This is a genomic window from Collinsella sp. SGI.180, from assembly GCF_050313455.1.
In the GTDB taxonomy this organism is placed as follows: domain Bacteria; phylum Actinomycetota; class Coriobacteriia; order Coriobacteriales; family Coriobacteriaceae; genus Collinsella.
Map to the genome: position 1 here is coordinate 23,540 of NZ_JBNPLL010000019.1, position 19,799 is coordinate 43,338.

Here is a 19,799-nt window from a genome sequence, read left to right on the forward strand (position 1 = left end):
TTCCATGGGATTTGTATCTGCCAACCAAGTGACGATCGGGTATACCGCCGCCTCGCGCGAGGACGCCCTGCATTATTTGTCCGAGCAGGCCATCGAGCTCGGTTTTGCCGATGACGCATCTGCCGTAGAGGCTGCCTTTATTGCTCGCGAGAACGAGGCCGAGACCGGCCTTGTCGCCGGTTTTGCCGTTCCGCATGCCAAAAGCGACGCGATTCACACGCCGGGCGTTGCCGTGCTTAAACTGGCCGAGCCCGTTGAATGGCCGAGCTTCGATGGGGTGCCCGTCGATGTTGCGCTCGCACTGTACGTGCCTGCCGGCGAGGCTGGAACCACGCACCTGCGCTTGCTCTCCAAGGCTGCCGTGATGCTGATGGACGCCGGCTTCCGTGACAAGGTGCGCGCGAGCAGCGATCCCATTGAGATTGCGGAGCTCATCAATAGCGGACTCGAAGACTAGAACGGTCATCCCGTTCAACCAATCGATCCTTCTCCAAGGAAAAGGGCCGCGACGCCATAGAGGTGTCGCGGCCCTGTTTGCGTTTCCCCAGATAAAACCTGCCAAAATAAACCTGTCCCTTTTTGGCAGGCTGCGTCATAAAGCTTCTGTCTATGTAATAAAAGTACAATATGATATATACGTTATATACAAGCTTATAACGCGCAGCAGATTTGCGGTAACGCAAGCCGATGAAGGGGTCGATATGATCAAGGCTGTTATTTTTGACATGGATGGAACGCTGATCGATACCGAGCGTTTGGACATGAGGGCATGGAAGGTGGGCGCGGCCGAGCTGGGGATCGCGATTGATGATGCGTTAATCCATCAGTTTATCGGCCGTTCGAATGCCGATGTTAAGGACATCCTTGAGGCGCATTACGGCAAGGGCGAAACCGCCGACGCGATTTTTGCCCGCAACATTGAGCTACACAGCGAGATGGCCAAGACCGACCTGGAGCTTAAGGCCGGCGCCGCCGAGTGCCTCGACGAGCTGCTGGCTGCGGGCTATCACGTGGGCCTTGCGACGTCGTCACGCCGCGTCGCGGCCGAGCGCAATCTTAAGACGGTCGGCCTCTTTGACAAGTTTGAGACGGTGACCTGCGGCGAGGACGTCGTGCACGGCAAGCCCGACCCCGAGATGTATCTGCTTGCCTGCGAGCGCGCGGGCTTTGCCCCCGAGGAATGCGCTGTGGTCGAGGATTCGCGCAACGGCTGCGTCTCGGGTATTACGGCCGGCTGCCATGTCTTTGCCGTCCCCGACATTGTGCCGCTGCCGCAGAATGTGGTGGATGGCTGCGAGGCCGTGCTCGATACGCTGTTCGACCTGACGGCGGCGGTCAAGGCCGTGCGCTAAAGGTATGCGCCGAGATCGATGACGGTGGCTTCGGAGTGGCCGCTTGCCTGGGTGCCGGCGCGCTCGGCGATCTGGGCGCCGATGCCGTGGCCGTCGGCTGCGGCATTCCGCTCTCCGGCGTCAATGATCTCAATTTTGATATCGGGATACAGGGCGAGGGCCTTGTGGATGCCAAGTATGCGCAGGGCGAGCTGCATGAATGCCGCCCTGTCCGCAACGGTGATTTGGCGTGGCACTCTTCGCGTTTCCCCAGATAAAACCTGCCAAAATAAACCTGTCCCTTTTTGGCAGGTTACTGATTCATGTTGCCGTGGATGTAGGGGGTGACCTCGGGGGAGATGTGGCCGCAGCCCAGCTCGCGCAGCGCGGACTCGATGGCGGCGGGCAGCGGGGTCTTGCCCTCGGCATTGACGGTAGCACCGCCGAGGGCGGCAATCTTGGCGACATCTGCGTGAGCGGCTTCGATACGCATGCGGCCGCCGACCAAGCGCGCGCGTACCTGCGCCAGACCAAGATCGTGCAGGTAGTCCTCGCAGGCGCGGATTAAATCGACCTTCTCATGCGTAAGCTCCTCGCCTGTGGGGACGCGCGTGGCAAGACAGGCTCCCGCCGGCAGGCTCCAAACGGGATAGCCCCATGCGCGCAACAGCTCGCGCTCTTCGTCCTTGGTAAAGCCGACCTCCATAAGAGGGGAGCGTACGCCGAGTTCTTTGGCAGCGCGCATGCCGGGACGGTAATCACCGCGATCGCTTGCATTGCTGCCATCGATGACGATGGGAAAGCCGAGCGACTTAGCGTGGTTGACGATGGCGGTAAAGCCGGCGTGCTTGCAGTGGTAGCAACGGTTGGCGTCGTTGCAGGCTACTTGGGGGAGCTGCAGCTGATCGACCGAAAGATTGAGCACGGGGAGCTTAAAATGCGGTCCCTCATTGGTTTGCCTGTCAACGGATCGCTCAAACGAGGTTTGTTCGGGCGTGCCGATGAGCGGCGTGGTGAGGTGAACGAGAAGCGTGCTGGCAGGCATGATGCGGGCGCAGACCGCGGCCAAAAAGCTGCTGTCGACGCCACCGGAAAAGCCGATGGCGACGCGTCCGTATGCCAATAGCAGCTGCTCGAGCGCTGCGAGTTTGTCCTGAAGCTCCTTTGCAGGTGCGGTAGTGTCTGAAAGCATGAAACGATCCTTGCCGTTGAGTACTCGGTCGAAAACTATAATCCTACTGGGCTGCTTGTCATAAGACTTCTATCTATGTAACGAAAGTGCAATATGGTATATACGTTATATACAAATTGTCAAATACGGTAGAGTTGCGGCAATGCGACAGTGAGAGTCGATGGGGGATCGATATGATCAAGGCTGTTATTTTTGACATGGACGGAACGTTGGTCGATACCGAGCGTTTGGGGATTAAGGCCTGGAAGGCAGGCGCCGCCGAGCTGGGGCTCGCGATTGATGATGCGCTGATCCATCAGTTTATCGGCCGCACGCTGCCCGATGTCATGGACATCCTTGAGGCGCGTTACGGCAGCGGAGAAACCGCTGAGGCGATCTATCATCGCCACAAGGAGATTCGCGACGAGATGGTCAAGACCGACCTGGAGCTTAAGGCCGGCGCCGCTGAGTGCCTAGACGAGCTGCTGGCTGCGGGCTATCACGTGGGCCTTGCGACGTCGTCACGCCGCGTCGCGGCCGAGCGCAATCTTAAGACGGTCGGCCTCTTTGACAAGTTTGAGACGGTGACCTGCGGCGAGGACGTCGTGCACGGCAAGCCCGACCCCGAGATGTATCTGCTTGCCTGCGAGCGCGCGGGCTTTGCCCCCGAGGAATGCGCCGTGGTCGAGGATTCGCGCAACGGCTGCGTCTCTGGCATCACGGCCGGCTGCCATGTCTTTGCCGTTCCTGACATTGTTCCGCTGCCGCAGGACGTGGTGGATGGCTGTGAGGCCGTGCTCGACACGTTGTTCGACCTGGCGGCGGCAGTCGTCAAGGCCGTGCGTTAGACAATTGCGGCGTTGAAACGAGCAATTGCCCACGTTTGCGCTTAAGCAAAAGGGGCCCGGCAATGGTCGGGCCCCTTTTGCTTAAGCGGTGACTTAGCATACTTGCGGGCGTGCTATAGATACACGCCGAGGTTGATGGCCGTGGCGTCGGTCTGGCTGCTTGCCTGGGTGCTGGCGCGCTCCAGCAGGAACGGCCGCACGAGTTCTTGGCGGTTGATGTCCTCGGCGGCTGTGACCTCGGTGACGGTGCGTGCGGCGGAGCCGATACGGACGCGTTTGGTTTTTGTCGGTGCCTTGTTCTCGATTTGCTCCACGAGCAGCTGCACGCCCTTGCGGCCAATTTCGTAACCCGGCGGTGCCACTGTGGTGAGAGGGACCGACCCGCTCCATGCAAGCGGGTTGCCGTCGCAGCCGGCCACGCGAACTTGCTTGGGGACGGAGATGCCTTTGTCGATCAACGCCAAGATAACACCCGAGGCCAATACGTCGGTTAGGCCGATGACAAAATCGGGACGCTCATCGGTGGAACGCTCGGCAATTTGAGTGCCGATACTGTAGCCGTCGGCAGCGGTATTCCATTCTCCGGCGTCAATGACCTCAATTTTGATATCGGGATGAAGGGCGAGGGCCTTGTGAATGCCAAGCACGCGCAGGGTGAGCTGCATAAATGCCGCTCTGCCCACAACGGTGATATGGCGTGCGCCGCGGGCAATGGCGAGCTCGGCGATAATGCGCCCCTGTGCCTCGTTATCGGCGGCCACGTAGTAACCGGGCTCGGAACAGTGGATGTCCAGATGGACAATCGGCACGGGCATCTTGGTCATGGCGGGGTGCCAATCGGGGGATGCCATGGGCTGAACCATGACACCGGACATCTGCGTGCCCATAAAGTAGCGCAGGTAATGGTCTTCGAGAATATCGTCATTATCGGCGTTGGCGATAAGCAGGTCGTAACCGTGCTTGCGGGCCTCGTTATGGGCGCCGCTGGCAATTTGGAGCGAGAAGCCGTGGTCGAGACGGGGGAGGACCAGGCCAAAGGACTTGGCGGTGCCTCCTGCGAGCTGACGGGCGCTTTGGTTGGGCAGGTAGCCAAGGCGATTGATGGTCTCGTTGATGAGTTTGAGGGTCTCGGGGCGCAGCTTTTCGGGATGGTTGAGCGCGTTGGATACCGTGCCCAGCGAGACCCCTGCCTCGCGCGCGACGTCGCTGATTTTTACCTTTGCCATAGCGGCCCCTTTGATGCGTTTCAAGTACAAGCCAGATTGTAGCATCGCCCGTCCCTAGGGTGTCAAAACCTGCCAATTAGGGACAGGTTTATTTTGGCAGGTTTTATCTGGGGAAACGCTATTGCCAACGCGACCACCACGAAGGGGACAGGCACCTTTGTGGCGGTTTGGACCGGCTGAACGTGTGTGCATCGGGTGGTATCTAAGTTGAGATACCACTTCTGGTATATCAGCTTGCGCTTGCGTGAGTACAATACTCGAACGTTATACGTCTCAGCGCCCCTTGTGCGTGGACGTTTTGCAGTCACGCGAGCGAAGGGATTTATCCTATGTGCGGAATTGTCGGCTACACCGGCTCTGATATTGCAAAGAACATCCTTGTCACGGGCCTTAAGCGTATGGAATATCGCGGCTATGACTCCTCGGGCGTCGCACTCGAAGTGGGCGAGGGCACGGCGGCTCACCTCGACGTCATTCGCCGCGTGGGCAAGGTCGCGGGCCTGGAGAGCGAACTTACCAATGTCGACAGCGACGCCACCTGCGGCATCGGCCACACCCGCTGGGCTACCCACGGCAAGCCCTCCGTTGTCAACGCCCATCCCCACACCAGCTGCGACGGTCGCATCGCCATCGTCCACAACGGCATCATCGAGAACTTCGCCGAGCTGCGTGAGGAGCTGGAGGGCCGCGGCCATCACTTTAAGAGCGAGACCGACACCGAGGTCTTTGCGCACTTGATCGAAGAGGCCTATGCCGAGACACACGACCTGATGGCTTCTGTGCGCGAGGCCTGCACCCACGTGGTGGGCGCCTATGGTTTGGCCGCCGTTTCTGCCGATGAGCCCGGCGTGATCGCCGTGGCCCGCAAGGACTCCCCGATTGTGGTCGGTGTCGGCGAAACCGGCTCCTACGTTGCCTCCGACGTGATCGCGCTTATCGATGCCACCCGCGATGTCGTGGTGCTCGAAGACGGTCAGTTTGCCAAGCTTACGCCCGCAGGCGTCGAGTATACCGACGAGGCTGGCAACGTGATTGAGCCCAAGCTTACCCATATCGACTGGGACCTGGATATGGCCGAAAAGGGCGGTTATCCCGACTTTATGCTTAAGGAGATCCATGAGCAGCCTCGCGTCGTGCGTGATACCCTGGTGGGCCGCATGACCCCCGCCGGTGAGCTCGATATCGACGAGCTGGGCCTTTCGCTCGAGGAGCTCAACGATATCGACCGCGTGTATGTGATTGCCTGCGGCACCAGCTACCATGCCGGACTTATCGCCAAGAACCTTATTGAGGGTTGGGCTCGTATTCCTACCGAGGTCGAGGCGGCAAGCGAGTTCCGCTATCGCAACCCCATCATCACGCCGACGACGCTTGTCGTGGCCGTGTCCCAGTCGGGCGAGACGGCCGACACCCTTGCCGCCATTCGCGATGCACGCATCAAGGGCGCCAAGGTCTTTGGCATCACCAACGTGCTGGGCAGCCCGGTGGCGCGCGAGAGCGACGGCGTTATCTACACCAAGGCCAACAAGGAGATTGCAGTTGCCTCGACCAAGAGCTTCATCGGTCAGGTCGTGAGCCTTACGCTTTTGGCCCTGCTGCTGGCGCAGGTTAAGTACCGTCTGACCACCAAGCAGGCGCGCATGCTGTTCCGCGAGCTTTCCGATACGGCCGAGCAGATCCAGTGGATCCTGGATACGCAGACCGAGGCCGTGCACGAGGCCGCGCTTGTCTGCAAGGACGCGCAGTCTGCATTGTTCGTGGGTCGCGGCATGGGCGCCGCCATTTCCTACGAGGGCGCGCTCAAGCTCAAGGAGGTCAGCTACCTGCATGCCGAGGCATATGCTGCCGGCGAGATGAAGCACGGCCCTATCGCGCTGATCGACCCGGGTTTCCCCGTTATCGCGGTTGCAACCAAAAGCGCAACATACGACAAGACGGTGTCGAACCTCATGGAGTGCAAGGCGCGCGGCGCCAAGGTCATCGTCGTTGCTACCGAGGGCGACGAGGAAATCAACAAGATCGCCGACTGCATCATTCGCGTGCCGGCCGTCCGTGACGTATTCAGCCCCATCACGGCGAGCGTTCCGCTGCAGCTGCTCGCCCGCGAGGTTGCCATCCTGCGCGGTTGCGACGTTGACCAGCCCCGCAACCTGGCCAAGAGTGTCACAGTAGAGTAATCGAGTTCCTACGTCCTAACAACTAAGGCCCGGCTTCGTTGCAGCGGAGCCGGGCCTTGTTGCATTTGCGCAGATAAAACCTGCCAAAATAAACCTGTCCCTTTTTGGCAGGTTAGCGGAGCTTGCTGGTCTCGAAGTACTCGGGATATTGGTCCAGGACCTCGGTCTGGTTGCGGAACATCATATGCAGGTGCTTGCTGACCAAAAAGCTTGCCTCGATAGGATCGCGACCGGCGATGGCGCGGCGGATTTGCTTGTGCTCGTTAACAATCTCCTGATTGTCGAGCGCCTGCGTAGCGGCGCGCAGCCAGCGGAAGCGCTCCAGGTCGGCATTGGTCGCCTCGAGCCACGACCACACGGTGCTGCGGCACGCGATGCTAAAGATCATGCGGTGCATGAGGTTGTCGCTTAAAAAGAAGCCGATGCGGTCCTCTTCGGCCATGGCTTTTTCCTGCAGCGCGATGGCTCGGTCGAGCTGCTCGATGCCTACCGAGGTGGCACGGGCGCAGCACTCCACAATCACCTGCTTTTCCAGGTGCTCGCGAATGTAGCAGGCACTCTCGGCAAGGGTGAGGTTGATGGGCGAGACATAGGTGCCGCTTTGGGGCACGGTGCGCACTAGGCCCTCTTGCGCCAGACGAACCAGTGCCTCGCGCACAGGGGTGCGCCCCATATCTAGGTCGTCACAAAGCTGCTTGACGCCCAACTTTTCGCCCGGCTTGTAGTCCAGGTAGACTATTTTGCGTCGAATGGTGTGGTAGGACTGGTCCTGTAGGCTCGTTTCCTGCTCGCCGACGTGCATCGATTCTTCCATAGTGCCTCGCAACTGTTCTATCACACTCATATGTCAGTTGTTAATTATGCCGCGAATCAGCTCTCCGCGCTGGGTAATTCGGTTGTTGCCCGAGAACTATTGCGGCATCTTAGTCTGTTTTTGCGTATGGCTGTGCTCGATGTTGCCGTATCATAAGCCGTCGCAAACGTGAAATAGAAAGAAGGAATCCCATATGCAACTGGTAAATATCGTACGCGAGCGCTGGAAGGGTGTCTTGTTCTGCCTGATCATCGCCATCCCTGCGTCGTTGCTCGGCAAACAGATTGAGGTGGTCGGTGGGCCGGTATTTGCCATCCTCTTTGGCATGGTTCTGGCGCTCGTCTTTCCCAAGAATCGTCGCGAACAGCTCGCCGCCGGCGTCACCTATACGTCTAAAAAAGTCTTGCAGTACGCGGTTATCCTGCTTGGCTTTGGCATGAACCTCTCGCAGATTCTGTCCAAAGGCGCCCAGTCGTTGCCGATTATCGTGGCTACGATCTTGACCTCGCTCATCATCGCCTTTGTGCTCTGCCGCGTTATGAACGTGCCGGGCAAGATCGCGACGCTTGTGGGTGTGGGTTCGTCGATTTGCGGCGGTTCCGCCATCGCCGCGACCGCGCCCGTCATCGATGCCGACGATCGCGAGATTGCCCAGGCTATTTCGGTCATCTTCCTGTTTAACGTTATCGCGGCGCTCGTGTTTCCAACGCTTGGAGGCATGCTTGGGCTGACCAACGAGGGCTTTGGCCTGTTTGCCGGTACCGCTATCAACGACACCTCGTCTGTAACGGCTGCGGCGAGCGCCTGGGACAGTATGCACCCTGGCGCCAATGTGCTCGAGAGCGCTACGGTAGTCAAGCTCACCAGGACGCTGGCCATTATTCCCATCACGTTGGTCCTCGCATGCTGGCAGATGCATCTGGCGCGCAAGGCCGGCGGCGACGCCAAAAGCACGTTCTCCCTTAAGCGCGCGTTTCCCATGTTTGTGCTGTTCTTTGTGCTGGCGAGTGTGGTCACCACAGTGTTTCAGCTTCCCGCGTCCGTTACGGCGCCCATCAAGGAGCTGTCGAAGTTCTTTATCGTGATGGCCATGGCGGCTATTGGCTTTAATACCGATATCGTCGAGCTGGTCAAAAAAGGCGGCAAGCCCATCGCATTGGGCTTTTGCTGCTGGATTGGCATTGCGTGCATGGGTTTGGGAATGCAGCACGTGCTGGGAATCTGGTAGAGGAGTAGCCCATTTACGTGCTGGCTGCTGGTGGCCGCATCCTCGCGGTGGAGCGATAGGAGCTCTTGCGGGTATGGCTTGTCCGCAGGTTAATAGATCCCGAAGAGCTCTTATCGCCCCGCCAGGATGGCGATGCGGGGCAACACCTATACTCGCAGGACGGAGCTTTCTGCCCTATAGTGTTTGGTGAGCAATATCGTTCAATTTTGAAACACTCGGTCGTGCGACCGTCGGCGGCTGCACGTCGCAGCGGACAGGGGCAAATCATGGATAGCGATGCCAAGCTGAAGATCTTGAGCGATGCCCTAGCTGCTGCCGGGGCCTCGGCATTGGCAATCGATGCGCGTGGGGACGTCGCGATCTCGACCATGACTGACGCGGCGCTTGAGCGGGATGTGGCGGCTTTTGTCGCTGAGCGCCTCGACCGCATAGGAGACGGCGCGCGTCTGGTTATGGGGCGTGCGGGTACGCGCCTGAGCCTGACCGTTCGCCCCACCGATAAAGAGGGCGGGGGCCTTTGGGTCATCGTGGTCCGCGAGGTGCGCGCCGCCGCGGCGCATGCGGGCATCGAGTGGCTCAACGCCGACGAAGTTGAGGCCCGCTACGAATCGAGTGCGTACGGCATCGTCGAAGACGCGGCAGCGGTCGCTGCCCCCGTACGGGAGAGCTATGCGCGCGGAGTGCCCCTTATGCTCGAGGGCGAGCTGGGCGCGGGACAGGATCAGATTGCAAAACGCCTGTACCTGGATGGACCCTATGCCGATCAGCCCTTTGTGTCCGTTGCGCTCGATGAGCTTACGGATCGCGGTTGGCGCCATCTGCTCAAAAGTTCCGAATCGCCGCTATTCCAAACGGGGCTGACACTTTGCATGGGCGGCTGGCATGCCGTTGGCCCCCAACGCCTGCGCGAGCTCGTGTCCGCAATGATCGACACGGCGCTCGCAACTCGTTGCCATGTGGTGTTGACGGCAAACGACATGCCAGGCGGCGGCGAAAGCGATCAGGCTGCTTTTGTAACCGAGCGTCTGGCCTGTGCAGTGAGTGTGGCGCCGGCGATTGCCGAGCAGGGCGGCGCGTCGGAAAAGGTTGCGCGCTATCTGGAGTATCTGGCAGATATGTTTGAGACGGCAACACCCGCCTTGTCGTCCGGGGCGGCAAAGACACTCGATGCCTATCGATGGCCCCGTAACTATCTACAGCTTCGTGAGGTTTCGGAACGACTTTATATATTAGTGAGGACGGGTACAGCCGAGCGGGCGGTGGCGGAGGAGGTGCTCGCCCAGGAGGACGTTATCAAGACCGCGACCTTTGGTGCCCCGACGCTCGATAGCGATCTGTATATCTTGCGCCCACTGGCCGATACCGAGCGTGATATCGCACGGCTGGTCGTAGGCCACCTTCACGGCAACAGGACCCGAGCTGCCGAAGTGCTAGGCATAAGCCGTACGACCCTGTGGCGCCTGCTGAAGGACGACGACCGTTAAGCGAGGCGCCCGTGACCGCGCGCGGCGCGTGTGATACAGTCCAAAGCAGTATTGTTTCGACTGTGTTACGGCGTGCGGGGAGTATGGCGGAGACTTCAAAAACAAATCGGGTTCGAAAGCCCGCGGCGCCGGTCAACCGTCGCACGACTTCACGGACGTGGGGCAAAAGCGCCTCGGGGTTCGACGGCTCGTTCAAACGCACTAAATATGGTTATCCTTCGGCAAGCGCTCGCTTGGCCATGCAGGCCGAATCATCGCTGTGGGGCCGTAAGCGTGTGGTGGGGTCAAAGCTCAAGCACGATGGAACGCTCGGCTACATTAGCCGTGGCGCTGCTCGCCGTAGCGGCCTCAATCCCGCAGGCTGGCATCGCTATGTTCCGATCGCGGTCGTTGTTGCGGTGATTGTCATCGCGCTCGCGGCGCTTGGCTACGCCGGCGGCGGGGCCAATCTGGACGCAATGTTTAAGTCGCCCGAGCTCGCGCATGCAGGCACAGAAGTTGTCGAGGGCGTTCAGACCCAGACGGGCGTCGCGCCCCAGCGCGGCATGGTCGCAGCCGCTGCCACCATTGCCGATGCTCAAAAGGATGAAGGCGAACAGGGCGATGGCGCCGAAGCGACTCGAACGAATGAAACGACGACAAATCCATCGGCAAGATAAGTTGCTAGGGGGGTAGCAAATATGGGACGGGGCCTTTTAGCTGCCCAAGTGTCGAATGCCAGCAGCAGCTCATTCGATGTCAGTCGCCAACAGCGAGCGGGCTGCATTTGCGCCAAGGTGACGCGAAATGAGAGGGCGCTGACCTTCTGGTCGCGTCCTCGAAACTGAACGTCAAATTGGCGTGAATGCGGCCCGCGCAGCGTCAAGTGGTCCGCCGTTCGGTAGAACGGCGGAACAAATTACCTAACGTACACCACGTTGTCGCGGCGCGGCTTTGCCTCGGGTAGCGTGTCCTCGGCATAGCCCAGAATGCAGTTACCGACACCGCGCAGGCTGCCGTCGGCGGGCAGGCCCCAGCTGGCCAGCAGCTCCAGGCCCTCGGGCGAGTCAAAGACCTCATGCGCGCGGTGAATCCAGCACGAATCGACACCCAGTGCATAGGCGGCGTTGAGCAAGTTGCCCATGGCGAGTGAGCCGTCTTCCAGATGTGTGGGCACGCTGCGGTCAACCAGCACCACCACAACGGTCTTGGCGCCATAGAAGGGGTCGCTGTTGCTGCCCATGACCTGGGCGTTGAGCTGTGAGAGACGCTCGACGGTCGCGGGGTTGGTGACGGCGACAAACGTCACCGGCTGGCGGCCCATGCCGCTCGGTGCATATTGGCCGGCTTCGATAATACGTGCAAGCTTTTCGGCCTCGACGGGACGATCGCTGTATTTGCGGCAGCTGCGGCGGTGAATGAGCGCTTCGATAGTCTCCATGGTGTCTCCTTGCGGTGGCGTTGCAGATGCCCCGTTCATACCCGTCGGGCTCAAACGATAGACGGTCAAGTGCCCGGCAAAAGGATAGATTCCAATTGGGAAAGTAGGTTTGCATAAAAGTACCTTTAAAATGTGACAAGCCAATGGGATGGTTAAACGTTTTATCCCGTCTGCCCTGCGGTTTTTACCACTTGCCTAAATGACGAACGCATAACCTCTGATAAAGGTTTTACTAAAGAAGTACCAACGTTTATCAACGCGCCGTGGTGGCGCCGGGCCAGGAGGTAACTATCATGTTCCAGGCTGGGGATGTCGTCGAGACCGATTTCGAAGGATTTCTGAAGCTGCTGCGTTCCAAGACGCGCGCTTTTGTGAGGATTGACGATCACGAGTACTACATCACGCACACCGATGGCTATTGGCGTGTTCAGGATTGCGAGGCCCTCAACGATAAGGGCCACTTTACTGACTGCTCCGAGCTGGTCAACACGCTCTGCGAGGTCGTCGAGCTGCCTTGGATCTGCGGCAAAAGCCTGCACGATAGCTTCTCGGGCGCTACGGTCTACGAGGCCGTCGCCGCTTAACAGGCAATAAAACCCGATTTTCACGTGACCGCTGGCGCCGCCCCCGCGCCGGCGGTCTTTTTCTGCCGATAGGCCATAAAAGTGCAGGCATTTGCGGAGAACCTGTTGACGATAGTCAAAACTCGGACTAATCTAGAGACATAAAATTGGTCAAAAATCGGACAATCGAATGGTGGGATAGATGAATAGTGCGGTTACGCCGGCCGACTTCGACCGGTTGCTCAATGGACTCGACCATATCTATTCGGAGTTCTCGCGCGCCTGCGGCCTTTCGGACTGCGCTTACTGGATGCTCGTCGATACCAGCACGGCAGGCGGCAGTATTGCCGTAAGCCGTCTGACAAGCGAATGGTTCTACAGCAAGCAGACCATCAACTCGGCAATTAAAACCTTGACGGCGCGGGGCTTCGCAACGTTGGAGTTTGCCGAAGGCAGCCGTAAGAACAAGGTTGTGCGTTTGACCGAAGCGGGCATGCGGTTTGCCGAGCAATATGCGCTGCCGGCGCAAGAAGCCGAGCAACAGGCTTTCGAAGTGCTCGAGCTCTGGGAACAGCGCGAAATCATGCGCCTAATCGAAAAATTTTCCCATGCGCTCGGCGATGAGTGCGATGTCTTTAAGCAGCATATCGCTGCCGAGAATCAAGGTGAGGGTGAGTCGTGCGACTGTTAATGAGGTTTTTGAAGCCCTATCGAGGGCTTGTCGCAGTGACGCTGCTGGCGCTGCTGGTGGATAACGTCGGTACGCTGTTGGTTCCCACGATGCTGGCGAACATGGTCAACACCGGCATTACCACGGGCGATGTCGACTACATCTTATGCAACGGCCTATACATGTTTATCGCGACGAGCATGGCTAGCGGCGGCACGGTGCTGGGCTGCTATCTTTCGGCGCGTCTGGCGGCTAACGTGGCCTGCGACATCCGCAATGCCGTCTACGACAAATCACTCGAGCTGTCTGCCAGCGATTTTGAGCGCTTTGGCACCGGATCGATGATCACGCGCTCACTCAACGACATCAACGTGATTCAACAGGCTGTCCTTCAGACGATTCAGCTGGTGCTGCCCGTGCCGTTCCTGGCGGTGGCGGGCATCATCTTCGCCTGGTTTATCGATCCGGCTATGGGCGTGCTTCTGGGCGTCGTGGTTGCGATCGTGCTGGTTGCGGCGGTCTTTACGGTTGCCAATGCGGCACCGATTTTTATGCGCCTACAGGGCTTTATCGACCGCATGAACGTGGTGCTGCGCGAGAATATTGTGGGCGTGCGCGTTATTCGTGCTTTTAATAAAGAGCATCACGAGGAGCGGCGCCTGGACGAGGTGTTTAGCGACTACGCCGCCAACGCCATAAAGGTCAACCACCTGTTTGTGGGCCTTGACAGCTCCAGCTTCTTTTTGATGAACATCGCCGAGGTGGCGGTGCTGTGGGTGGGCGGTAACCGGGTGGGCGCCCACGCCATGCAGATTGCGAGTATCTCGGCGGTGCTGGAGTATGCAATTCTGATCCTGTTCTTTGTGATGATGGCCCAGATGGTGGTGCTGACGCTTCCGCGTGCTGCCGCGTGCCTGAACCGTGCGCAGCGGGTGTTGGAGATTGAGCCGAGCATCGTGGACGGCGAGCGTACGCTGGGTGACGGGACGCCTGCCTCCGAGGACGATGCGGATGCTGTTGCCGTGTTCGACCACATGTCGTTTCGCTTTGACGACGCCGACGAGGACACCCTGTGCGACCTGAGCTTTGCCTGTCGTCGCGGTCAGACGACCGCGATTGTGGGCTCGACGGGCTCGGGCAAGTCGACGGTGGCAAAGCTTCTGCTGCGCTTCCACGATGCCACCAAGGGCGCCATTCGCCTGGACGGCATCGATCTGCGCGAGCTTTCGCAAGATGAGATTCGCGGGCGCATCGCCTATGTGCCGCAGAAGGCGTGGCTGTTCTCGGGCACCGTGGCAAGCAATCTGCGCTTTGGCAACGAGGACGCGACCGAGGCGGACATGCTTCATGCGCTGCAGGTTGCCCAGAGCACCTTTGTGCTCGATCAGCCGCAGGGGCTCGATACTCCGGTTGCCCAGGGCGGTACGAACTTTTCGGGCGGCCAGCGCCAGCGTCTGGCAATTGCCCGTGCGCTCATGAAGCATGCCGATCTGTATATCTTCGATGACAGTTTTTCGGCCCTGGACTTTAAAACCGATGCGGCCTTGCGCCATGCGCTGCAGGACGAGACGCGCGACGCCGCGGTGCTCATCATCGCGCAGCGCATCTCGACGATTTTGCATGCCGACCAGATTGTCGTGCTCAAGGATGGCGAGGTCGTGGGCCTGGGCGCACACGAGGAACTTATGGAAACCTGCGAGGTGTACCGCGCCATCGCGGAATCGCAGATGAAGGGAGGTGAGTAGCATGACCGAGGAGCTCAAGAAGCGCAGCGACGCTATCGATGCCGTCGTTGTGGACGCGGCCGAGGAAGCGGTCGAGCAGTCTGTCGCGTCGACCGAGCTGGATGCCGCCGCCAGGGCCGCGGCCGAGCGCGAGGCTCGTCGCCAGGCGCTGTACGAGGAAAACGAGCGTGCCGAGGACGAGCGCGCCCGTGCCGAGGCAGAGCGTATGCGCGACGTGGACGACGAAGAAGAGGACGAGACGCCCCGGGATACCTGGGCGACGGTGCGCCGCTTGTGGAGCGAGGCCGCCGGCGACCATTGGCGCTTCTATATTGTATTCGCGAGCATTGTGTTCTACGTCATCTTTAACACCGCCGCGCCGGCATATAGCGCTCATGTTATCGACGAGCTGTGGGGCCATATACAGGTGGCGTTTGCCAGCGGAACTACCTTCAGCATCACCTGGGACCAGTGCGGTAAGACCATCTTTGTCTACTTTTTGATCTGGACAGCCGCCGGATCGTTCTATGCGCTGCAGAGTTTTTTGATGTCGAGCGTCGCCGAGCGACTCAACCTGCGTCTGCGCAACCGCATCGCGCAGAAGCTCAGCCGCCTGCCGCTCGCCTACTTTGACGCGCATCGACCCGGCGAAGTGGTCAGCCGCGCGACCAACGACTTGGACAAGATGTCCGAGAGTATGCAGCGCGGATTGCTGCAGCTGCTGGTATCGATCGGTACCGTGACGGGTGCCATCATCATGATGTTTGTCTATAGCGTCAAGCTCACGTTGGTCTTTTTGGGCTTTACGGCGGTATCGTTGCTGGTGACCAAGGTGGTTTCGCGCCGAACGCATGATGTGACGGGCGAGCGTCAGGAGTGGGTGTCCAAAATCACGAGCGCGGTCGAGGAAGGCTATTCAGGCCGTTTGGTGATTCGCGCATTCAACCGCGAGCATCAGAGCTCTGCCGAGGTGCACGAGGCCTCGAGGGAGCTAGCGCGCGTGAGTACCAAGGCCGACTTTATGATCAATGCCGTCGGCCCTGCGGTTCGCTTTATCGGCCGTTTGGCGCAGATCGTGATCGCGCTGGTGGGCTGCAGCATGCTGGTCGCCGGCCACATGACCGTCGGCGTGTTCCAGGCGTTCTTCCAGTTTATCTACGGGGCGTCCGAACCCATGACGCAGCTGTCGTTCACTTTCAACTCGCTGCAGAGCGCGCTGGCGAGTGCGGAGCGCGTGTTCGACCTGCTCGATGAGCCCGAGATGGAAGCCGATCCGCTGCCGGGTGAGGCTGCCAGGCTGCCGGGTCGCATTGAGGGCCGCGTCTCCTTTGAGCACGTGCGTTTTGGTTATTCGCCCGACAAGCCGCTTATGCGTGACGTGTCGTTTACCGCCGAGCCGGGCCAGAAGATCGCCGTGGTGGGAACCACGGGCGCGGGCAAGACCACGCTCATCAACCTGCTCATGCGTTTTTACGAGATCGATGGCGGGCGCATTACGCTCGACGGCGTGGACACGAGCGGTATGGACCGCGGCGAGCTGCGCCAGCAGTTTGGCATGGTGCTGCAGGACGCCTGGCTATTCGATGGCACGATTGCCGAAAACATCGCCTACGGCTGTCCAGAGGCGACGCGCGACGAGATCGTGGCGGCTGCGCGCGCCGCGCAGGTCGACTTCTTTGTGCGCACCATGCCGCAGGGTTATGACACGCGGGTGGCCAACGATGCCGAGAGCATTAGCCAAGGGCAGCGTCAACTGTTGACCATCGCACGCGTGCTGCTCAACAACCCGGCGATTCTCATCCTGGACGAGGCGACGTCGAGCGTGGATACGCGCACCGAGCTCGCCATCGGCCGTGCTATGGATGCGCTTATGCGCGGGCGCACGAGTTTTGTGATCGCGCATCGCCTGTCGACGATCGTGGACGCCGACCTGATCTTGGTCATGGATCACGGCAACATTATCGAGCAGGGCACGCATAAGGAGTTGCTGGCTGCCGAAGGCGCCTACGCCGACCTCTATCTGAGCCAGTTCGCATAATGCGACATGGGGGCGGCCCCCTTGTCGCATCGGAAATAAGGCGCGCCGGGGATAGATTCCCAGGCGCGCCTTTGCGCTGGCGTGAATGTTGTCATTGGCCGTCCGTGTCTAGCGTTCGTCCACAAGTTTGGCAACGAGGGCTTTGAGCTCGGCTACCTCTTGCTCGAGTTCTTTGACGCGGCGGGCGTTCTCGGTGATGCCCTGACGGTTGAGGGCGGACTGCTCGGCGGCATCGTCAGGCATGTACTCGCGGTGCTGCTTGGCGTCGAAGCTCTCCTCGAACACGCGGCAGCCGTTGCGCTTGATGATGCGTCCCGGTACGCCCACGACGGTGCAGTTGTCGGGCACGTCCTTGACGACAACCGAGTTGCCGCCGATTTTGACGTTGTTGCCGATGCGAATGTTGCCGAGCACCTTGGCGCCCGTGCCCACGGTGACGTTGTTGCCCAGGGTGGGGTGGCGCTTGCCGGTTTCGTTGCCGGTGCCGCCAAGCGTGACGCCCTGGTAGAGCACGCAGTTGTCGCCCACGATGGTGGTTTCGCCGATGACGACGCCCATGGCGTGGTCGATAAAGAAATGCTTGCCGATCTGTGCAGCGGGATGAATCTCGACCCCGGTGATGTGGCGGGTGATTTGCGAGAGCACACGGGCGAGCGAGCGATGACCGTGCTCCCACAGCCAGTGCTCGGGCACGTGGTTCCACTTGGCGTGCAGGCCAGGATAGGAAAGGAAGATGACCAAACCGTTTTGCGCGGCGGGGTCCTGCGTCTGGACGGTCTTGATGTCCTCGCGAATGGTATTGATAAAGCTCACCGGCCGCCCTCCCTTAGCGCCATGGCAATGCGATTCAATAAAGTATAGCGATTCGCTAGGGATTAGGAAGAATAATCTTGGCGGCTTTGCATGACAGGTGTCAGTTATGCAAACTTGCTGGTAATGGAGTCATGCTTTTGTGGGGTTGCGCACGAGGGGGCACCGCAACCGTATACTGGTCAACTTGGACGTATCCGCGCCCACAACTGAGAGGTTTTACTTCATGGGTTTCATCAATTTTATCGCCGAGCTACTCAAAGACCCGCGCACCGCGATTGCCAGCTGGATCGCCGCCGGCCCGCTTATGGCCTACGGCTGCGTGTTCCTCATTATCTTCGTTGAGACAGGCGTGGTGTTCTTCCCGTTCCTCCCCGGCGATTCACTGCTGTTTGCTTCGGGCTTCTTTGCCCATAACGGTGGCTTTAACATCGTGGCCCTGCTGGCCGTAGCATGGGCTGCTGCCATCCTGGGCGACCAGTGCAACTTTATGATCGGTCACTTCTTTGGCAAAAAGATCATCGCTTCGGGCAAGGTCAAGGCCATGACGCCCGAGCGTATCAAAAAGTCCGAGGACTTCTTGGACAAGTGGGGTCACCTGGCCATCTTCCTCGGCCGCTTCTTCCCGTTTATCCGCACCTTTGTGCCCTTCATTGCCGGCATGGGCGGCATGCACTGGCGCAACTTTGTCATCTACAACGTGCTGGGCGGCATTACCTGGTCGACGGTCTTTACACTGCTGGGCTACTTCTTTGGTGGCATCCCCTTTGTGCAGGAGCACTTTGAGTTGCTGATCATTGGCATCGTAGCCGTGTCGATCATCCCGACTGTAGTCGGCCTGGTTAAGGCTAAGCTGGGCAAATAGAACGCGTAGTTCGAGCTGGCGCACAAATCGCGTCGTTGAGGCCCGTCACCGTTTACGGTGGCGGGCCTCTTTAGTTTCGGTCAAATGAAAATACTTTACTTAGTTAAAGAAAAACGTTTTATCCGACGCGCGCGGGGAGTACAATCTCGTCCATGCGAATCGACGTGCCATCGGCTTCGATGTTGCCCGCGTGTCCCGTCCGGCTCTACGCTCCGGGCGTTCGACGTTGCGACACGGTCGGCCTCGGTCCTTGCGTGCGGGTTCGCGAGTATGCAACTGTGTATGTAAGGAGCGACATATGACTGTCGAGAAGAAGGATATCGATTGGGGTAGCCTCGGCTTTGGCTACATGAAGACCGATTACAGCTACGAGGCTCATTGGAAGGATGGCGAGTGGGACGAGGGCGGCCTGACCACCGACCACACCATGCATGTCTCCGAGTGCGGCGGCATCTTCCATTACTGCCAGGAGGTCTTTGAGGGCCTGAAGGCCTACACCGCCGAGGATGGCAGCATCGTCTGCTTCCGTCCCGACATGAACGCTGAGCGCATGTATAACTCTGCCCAGCGCCTCGAGATGCCCCCGTTCCCCAAGGACAAGTTCGTTGAGGCCGTCAAGCAGGTCGTTTCTGCCAACGCCGCCTGGGTTCCGCCTTTCGGCTCCGGTGCGACCCTGTACGTGCGTCCGTTTATGATTGGCTCTGGTGACGTGATTGGCGTGGCTCCTGCTCCTGAGTACACATTCCGCATTCTCGTGACTCCGGTCGGTCCGTACTTTAAGGGCGGCCTTAAGCCCGTTAAGCTGCGCGTTTCCGAGTATGACCGTGCAGCCCCGCATGGCACCGGCAACATCAAGGCCGGCCTGAACTACGCCATGTCCCTTAAGCCCACGATGGAGGCCCATCGCGAGGGCTATGCCGAGAACCTGTATCTTGACTCCGAGTCTCGCACCTATGTCGAGGAGACCGGTGGCGCCAACGTCCTGTTCGTGAAAGAGGACGGCACCCTCGTCGTTCCGCAGTCGCACACCGACTCGATCCTGCCCTCCATCACCCGTCGCTCGCTCGTTCAGGTCGCTCAGGACCTGGGCATGACCGTTGATCAGCGTCCCGTCGAGTGGGCCGAGGTCAAGGCCGGCACCTTTGTCGAGTGCGGTCTGTGCGGCACCGCTGCTGTTATCTCCCCGGTCGGCGAGATTGACAACAAGGTTTATGGTGCCGACGAGACCGTGACCTTCCCGGCTGGCTGCACCGAGATCGGCCCTGTTATGAAGAAACTTCGCGAGACCCTGACTGGTATTCAGTCTGGTGCTGTCGAGGATAAGCACAACTGGGTTTACACCGTCGCGTAAGCTGTCTTGTATGTTCGGCCCGAGGGCGACCTTCCTTTCCGGCGTGTCCTCGGACATGAAAGAACCCCCGCTGCGCACT

Annotated in this window: 19 protein-coding genes; 13 read left to right on the forward strand and 6 right to left on the reverse strand. The window is 59.6% G+C overall.

Annotated elements, in window-relative coordinates; all coding sequences use genetic code 11:
- Positions 1–4: 4 nt before the first annotated feature.
- Together ACQRAP_RS07515 and ACQRAP_RS07520 are read left to right on the forward strand one after the other, a co-directional pair.
- Positions 5–457, forward strand: coding sequence for a PTS sugar transporter subunit IIA (locus tag ACQRAP_RS07515; protein ID WP_427795279.1), 453 nt, complete (start codon positions 5–7; stop codon positions 455–457).
- 244 nt (positions 458–701) lie between these two features.
- Positions 702–1,352, forward strand: a complete 651-nt coding sequence (locus tag ACQRAP_RS07520; protein WP_427795280.1) for an HAD family hydrolase — start codon at positions 702–704, stop codon at positions 1,350–1,352.
- On the opposite strand, the gene ACQRAP_RS07525 is transcribed toward ACQRAP_RS07520, so the two are convergent.
- Both ACQRAP_RS07525 and ACQRAP_RS07530 read right to left on the reverse strand, forming a co-directional pair.
- Positions 1,349–1,588 (reverse strand): hypothetical protein, encoded by a 240-nt coding sequence (locus ACQRAP_RS07525; protein ID WP_427795281.1) that lies wholly within the window; start codon positions 1,586–1,588, stop codon positions 1,349–1,351. The genes ACQRAP_RS07520 and ACQRAP_RS07525 overlap by 4 nt on opposite strands.
- A gap of 56 nt (positions 1,589–1,644) precedes the next feature.
- Positions 1,645–2,523 (reverse strand): hypothetical protein, encoded by an 879-nt coding sequence (locus ACQRAP_RS07530; protein WP_427795282.1) that lies wholly within the window; start codon positions 2,521–2,523, stop codon positions 1,645–1,647.
- Between the two features lie 173 nt (positions 2,524–2,696).
- On the opposite strand from ACQRAP_RS07530, the gene ACQRAP_RS07535 reads away from it, so the two are divergent.
- A complete protein-coding gene (locus tag ACQRAP_RS07535; RefSeq protein WP_427795284.1) occupies positions 2,697–3,350 on the forward strand; it encodes an HAD family hydrolase in 654 nt (217 codons plus the stop codon).
- A gap of 113 nt (positions 3,351–3,463) precedes the next feature.
- On the opposite strand, the gene ACQRAP_RS07540 is transcribed toward ACQRAP_RS07535, so the two are convergent.
- The gene (locus ACQRAP_RS07540) at positions 3,464–4,576 is read right to left on the reverse strand and encodes a LacI family DNA-binding transcriptional regulator (protein ID WP_427728810.1); all 1,113 of its coding nucleotides are present in this window, start codon (positions 4,574–4,576) and stop codon (positions 3,464–3,466) included.
- Between the two features lie 329 nt (positions 4,577–4,905).
- On the opposite strand from ACQRAP_RS07540, the gene glmS reads away from it, so the two are divergent.
- Positions 4,906–6,753: a glutamine--fructose-6-phosphate transaminase (isomerizing) gene (gene glmS, locus ACQRAP_RS07545; RefSeq protein WP_427728812.1), complete on the forward strand. Its 1,848-nt coding sequence runs from the start codon at positions 4,906–4,908 to the stop codon at positions 6,751–6,753.
- Between the two features lie 112 nt (positions 6,754–6,865).
- On the opposite strand, the gene ACQRAP_RS07550 is transcribed toward glmS, so the two are convergent.
- The gene (locus ACQRAP_RS07550; RefSeq protein ID WP_427719781.1) at positions 6,866–7,567 is read right to left on the reverse strand and encodes a GntR family transcriptional regulator; all 702 of its coding nucleotides are present in this window, start codon (positions 7,565–7,567) and stop codon (positions 6,866–6,868) included.
- Positions 7,568–7,760: 193 nt separating this feature from the next.
- Here ACQRAP_RS07550 and ACQRAP_RS07555 point away from each other — a divergent pair, with 193 nt between their 5' ends.
- The 3 genes from ACQRAP_RS07555 (at position 7,761) to ACQRAP_RS07565 (ending at position 10,938) form a co-directional block, all read left to right on the forward strand.
- Positions 7,761–8,795 (forward strand): YeiH family protein, encoded by a 1,035-nt coding sequence (locus tag ACQRAP_RS07555; RefSeq protein ID WP_154517801.1) that lies wholly within the window; start codon positions 7,761–7,763, stop codon positions 8,793–8,795.
- A gap of 266 nt (positions 8,796–9,061) precedes the next feature.
- Positions 9,062–10,279: a helix-turn-helix domain-containing protein gene (locus tag ACQRAP_RS07560; RefSeq protein ID WP_427728814.1), complete on the forward strand. Its 1,218-nt coding sequence runs from the start codon at positions 9,062–9,064 to the stop codon at positions 10,277–10,279.
- A 239-nt stretch (positions 10,280–10,518) separates the two neighbouring features.
- Positions 10,519–10,938, forward strand: a complete 420-nt coding sequence (locus ACQRAP_RS07565) for a hypothetical protein (protein WP_427794361.1) — start codon at positions 10,519–10,521, stop codon at positions 10,936–10,938.
- 239 nt (positions 10,939–11,177) lie between these two features.
- Here the strand turns inward: ACQRAP_RS07565 and ACQRAP_RS07570 are convergent, their stop codons facing one another.
- Entirely contained in the window at positions 11,178–11,699 is a 522-nt protein-coding gene (locus ACQRAP_RS07570) for a nitroreductase family protein (protein ID WP_427728823.1), read from the reverse strand.
- Positions 11,700–11,992: 293 nt separating this feature from the next.
- Between ACQRAP_RS07570 and ACQRAP_RS07575 the strand changes: the two genes are divergently transcribed.
- From ACQRAP_RS07575 to ACQRAP_RS07590, 4 genes are all read left to right on the forward strand, one after another.
- The gene (locus ACQRAP_RS07575; protein ID WP_427728825.1) at positions 11,993–12,283 is read left to right on the forward strand and encodes a CDP-alcohol phosphatidyltransferase; all 291 of its coding nucleotides are present in this window, start codon (positions 11,993–11,995) and stop codon (positions 12,281–12,283) included.
- Positions 12,284–12,464: 181 nt separating this feature from the next.
- Positions 12,465–12,953 (forward strand): MarR family winged helix-turn-helix transcriptional regulator, encoded by a 489-nt coding sequence (locus ACQRAP_RS07580; protein ID WP_427728827.1) that lies wholly within the window; start codon positions 12,465–12,467, stop codon positions 12,951–12,953.
- A complete protein-coding gene (locus tag ACQRAP_RS07585) occupies positions 12,953–14,677 on the forward strand; it encodes an ABC transporter ATP-binding protein (protein ID WP_427795285.1) in 1,725 nt (574 codons plus the stop codon). Before ACQRAP_RS07580 ends, ACQRAP_RS07585 begins: the two co-directional genes overlap by 1 nt.
- A gap of 1 nt (position 14,678) precedes the next feature.
- A complete protein-coding gene (locus tag ACQRAP_RS07590; protein WP_427728830.1) occupies positions 14,679–16,694 on the forward strand; it encodes an ABC transporter ATP-binding protein in 2,016 nt (671 codons plus the stop codon).
- A gap of 108 nt (positions 16,695–16,802) precedes the next feature.
- Here ACQRAP_RS07590 and cysE read toward each other — a convergent pair whose 3' ends face one another.
- Complete coding sequence (gene cysE, locus ACQRAP_RS07595; protein WP_370450655.1) at positions 16,803–17,507, reverse strand: serine O-acetyltransferase; 705 nt, start codon at positions 17,505–17,507, stop codon at positions 16,803–16,805.
- Between the two features lie 223 nt (positions 17,508–17,730).
- Here cysE and ACQRAP_RS07600 point away from each other — a divergent pair, with 223 nt between their 5' ends.
- Both ACQRAP_RS07600 and ACQRAP_RS07605 read left to right on the forward strand, forming a co-directional pair.
- Complete coding sequence (locus ACQRAP_RS07600) at positions 17,731–18,369, forward strand: VTT domain-containing protein (protein ID WP_427795287.1); 639 nt, start codon at positions 17,731–17,733, stop codon at positions 18,367–18,369.
- Positions 18,370–18,667: 298 nt separating this feature from the next.
- The gene (locus tag ACQRAP_RS07605; RefSeq protein ID WP_427728837.1) at positions 18,668–19,720 is read left to right on the forward strand and encodes a branched-chain amino acid aminotransferase; all 1,053 of its coding nucleotides are present in this window, start codon (positions 18,668–18,670) and stop codon (positions 19,718–19,720) included.
- The last annotated feature ends 79 nt before the right edge of the window (positions 19,721–19,799 follow it).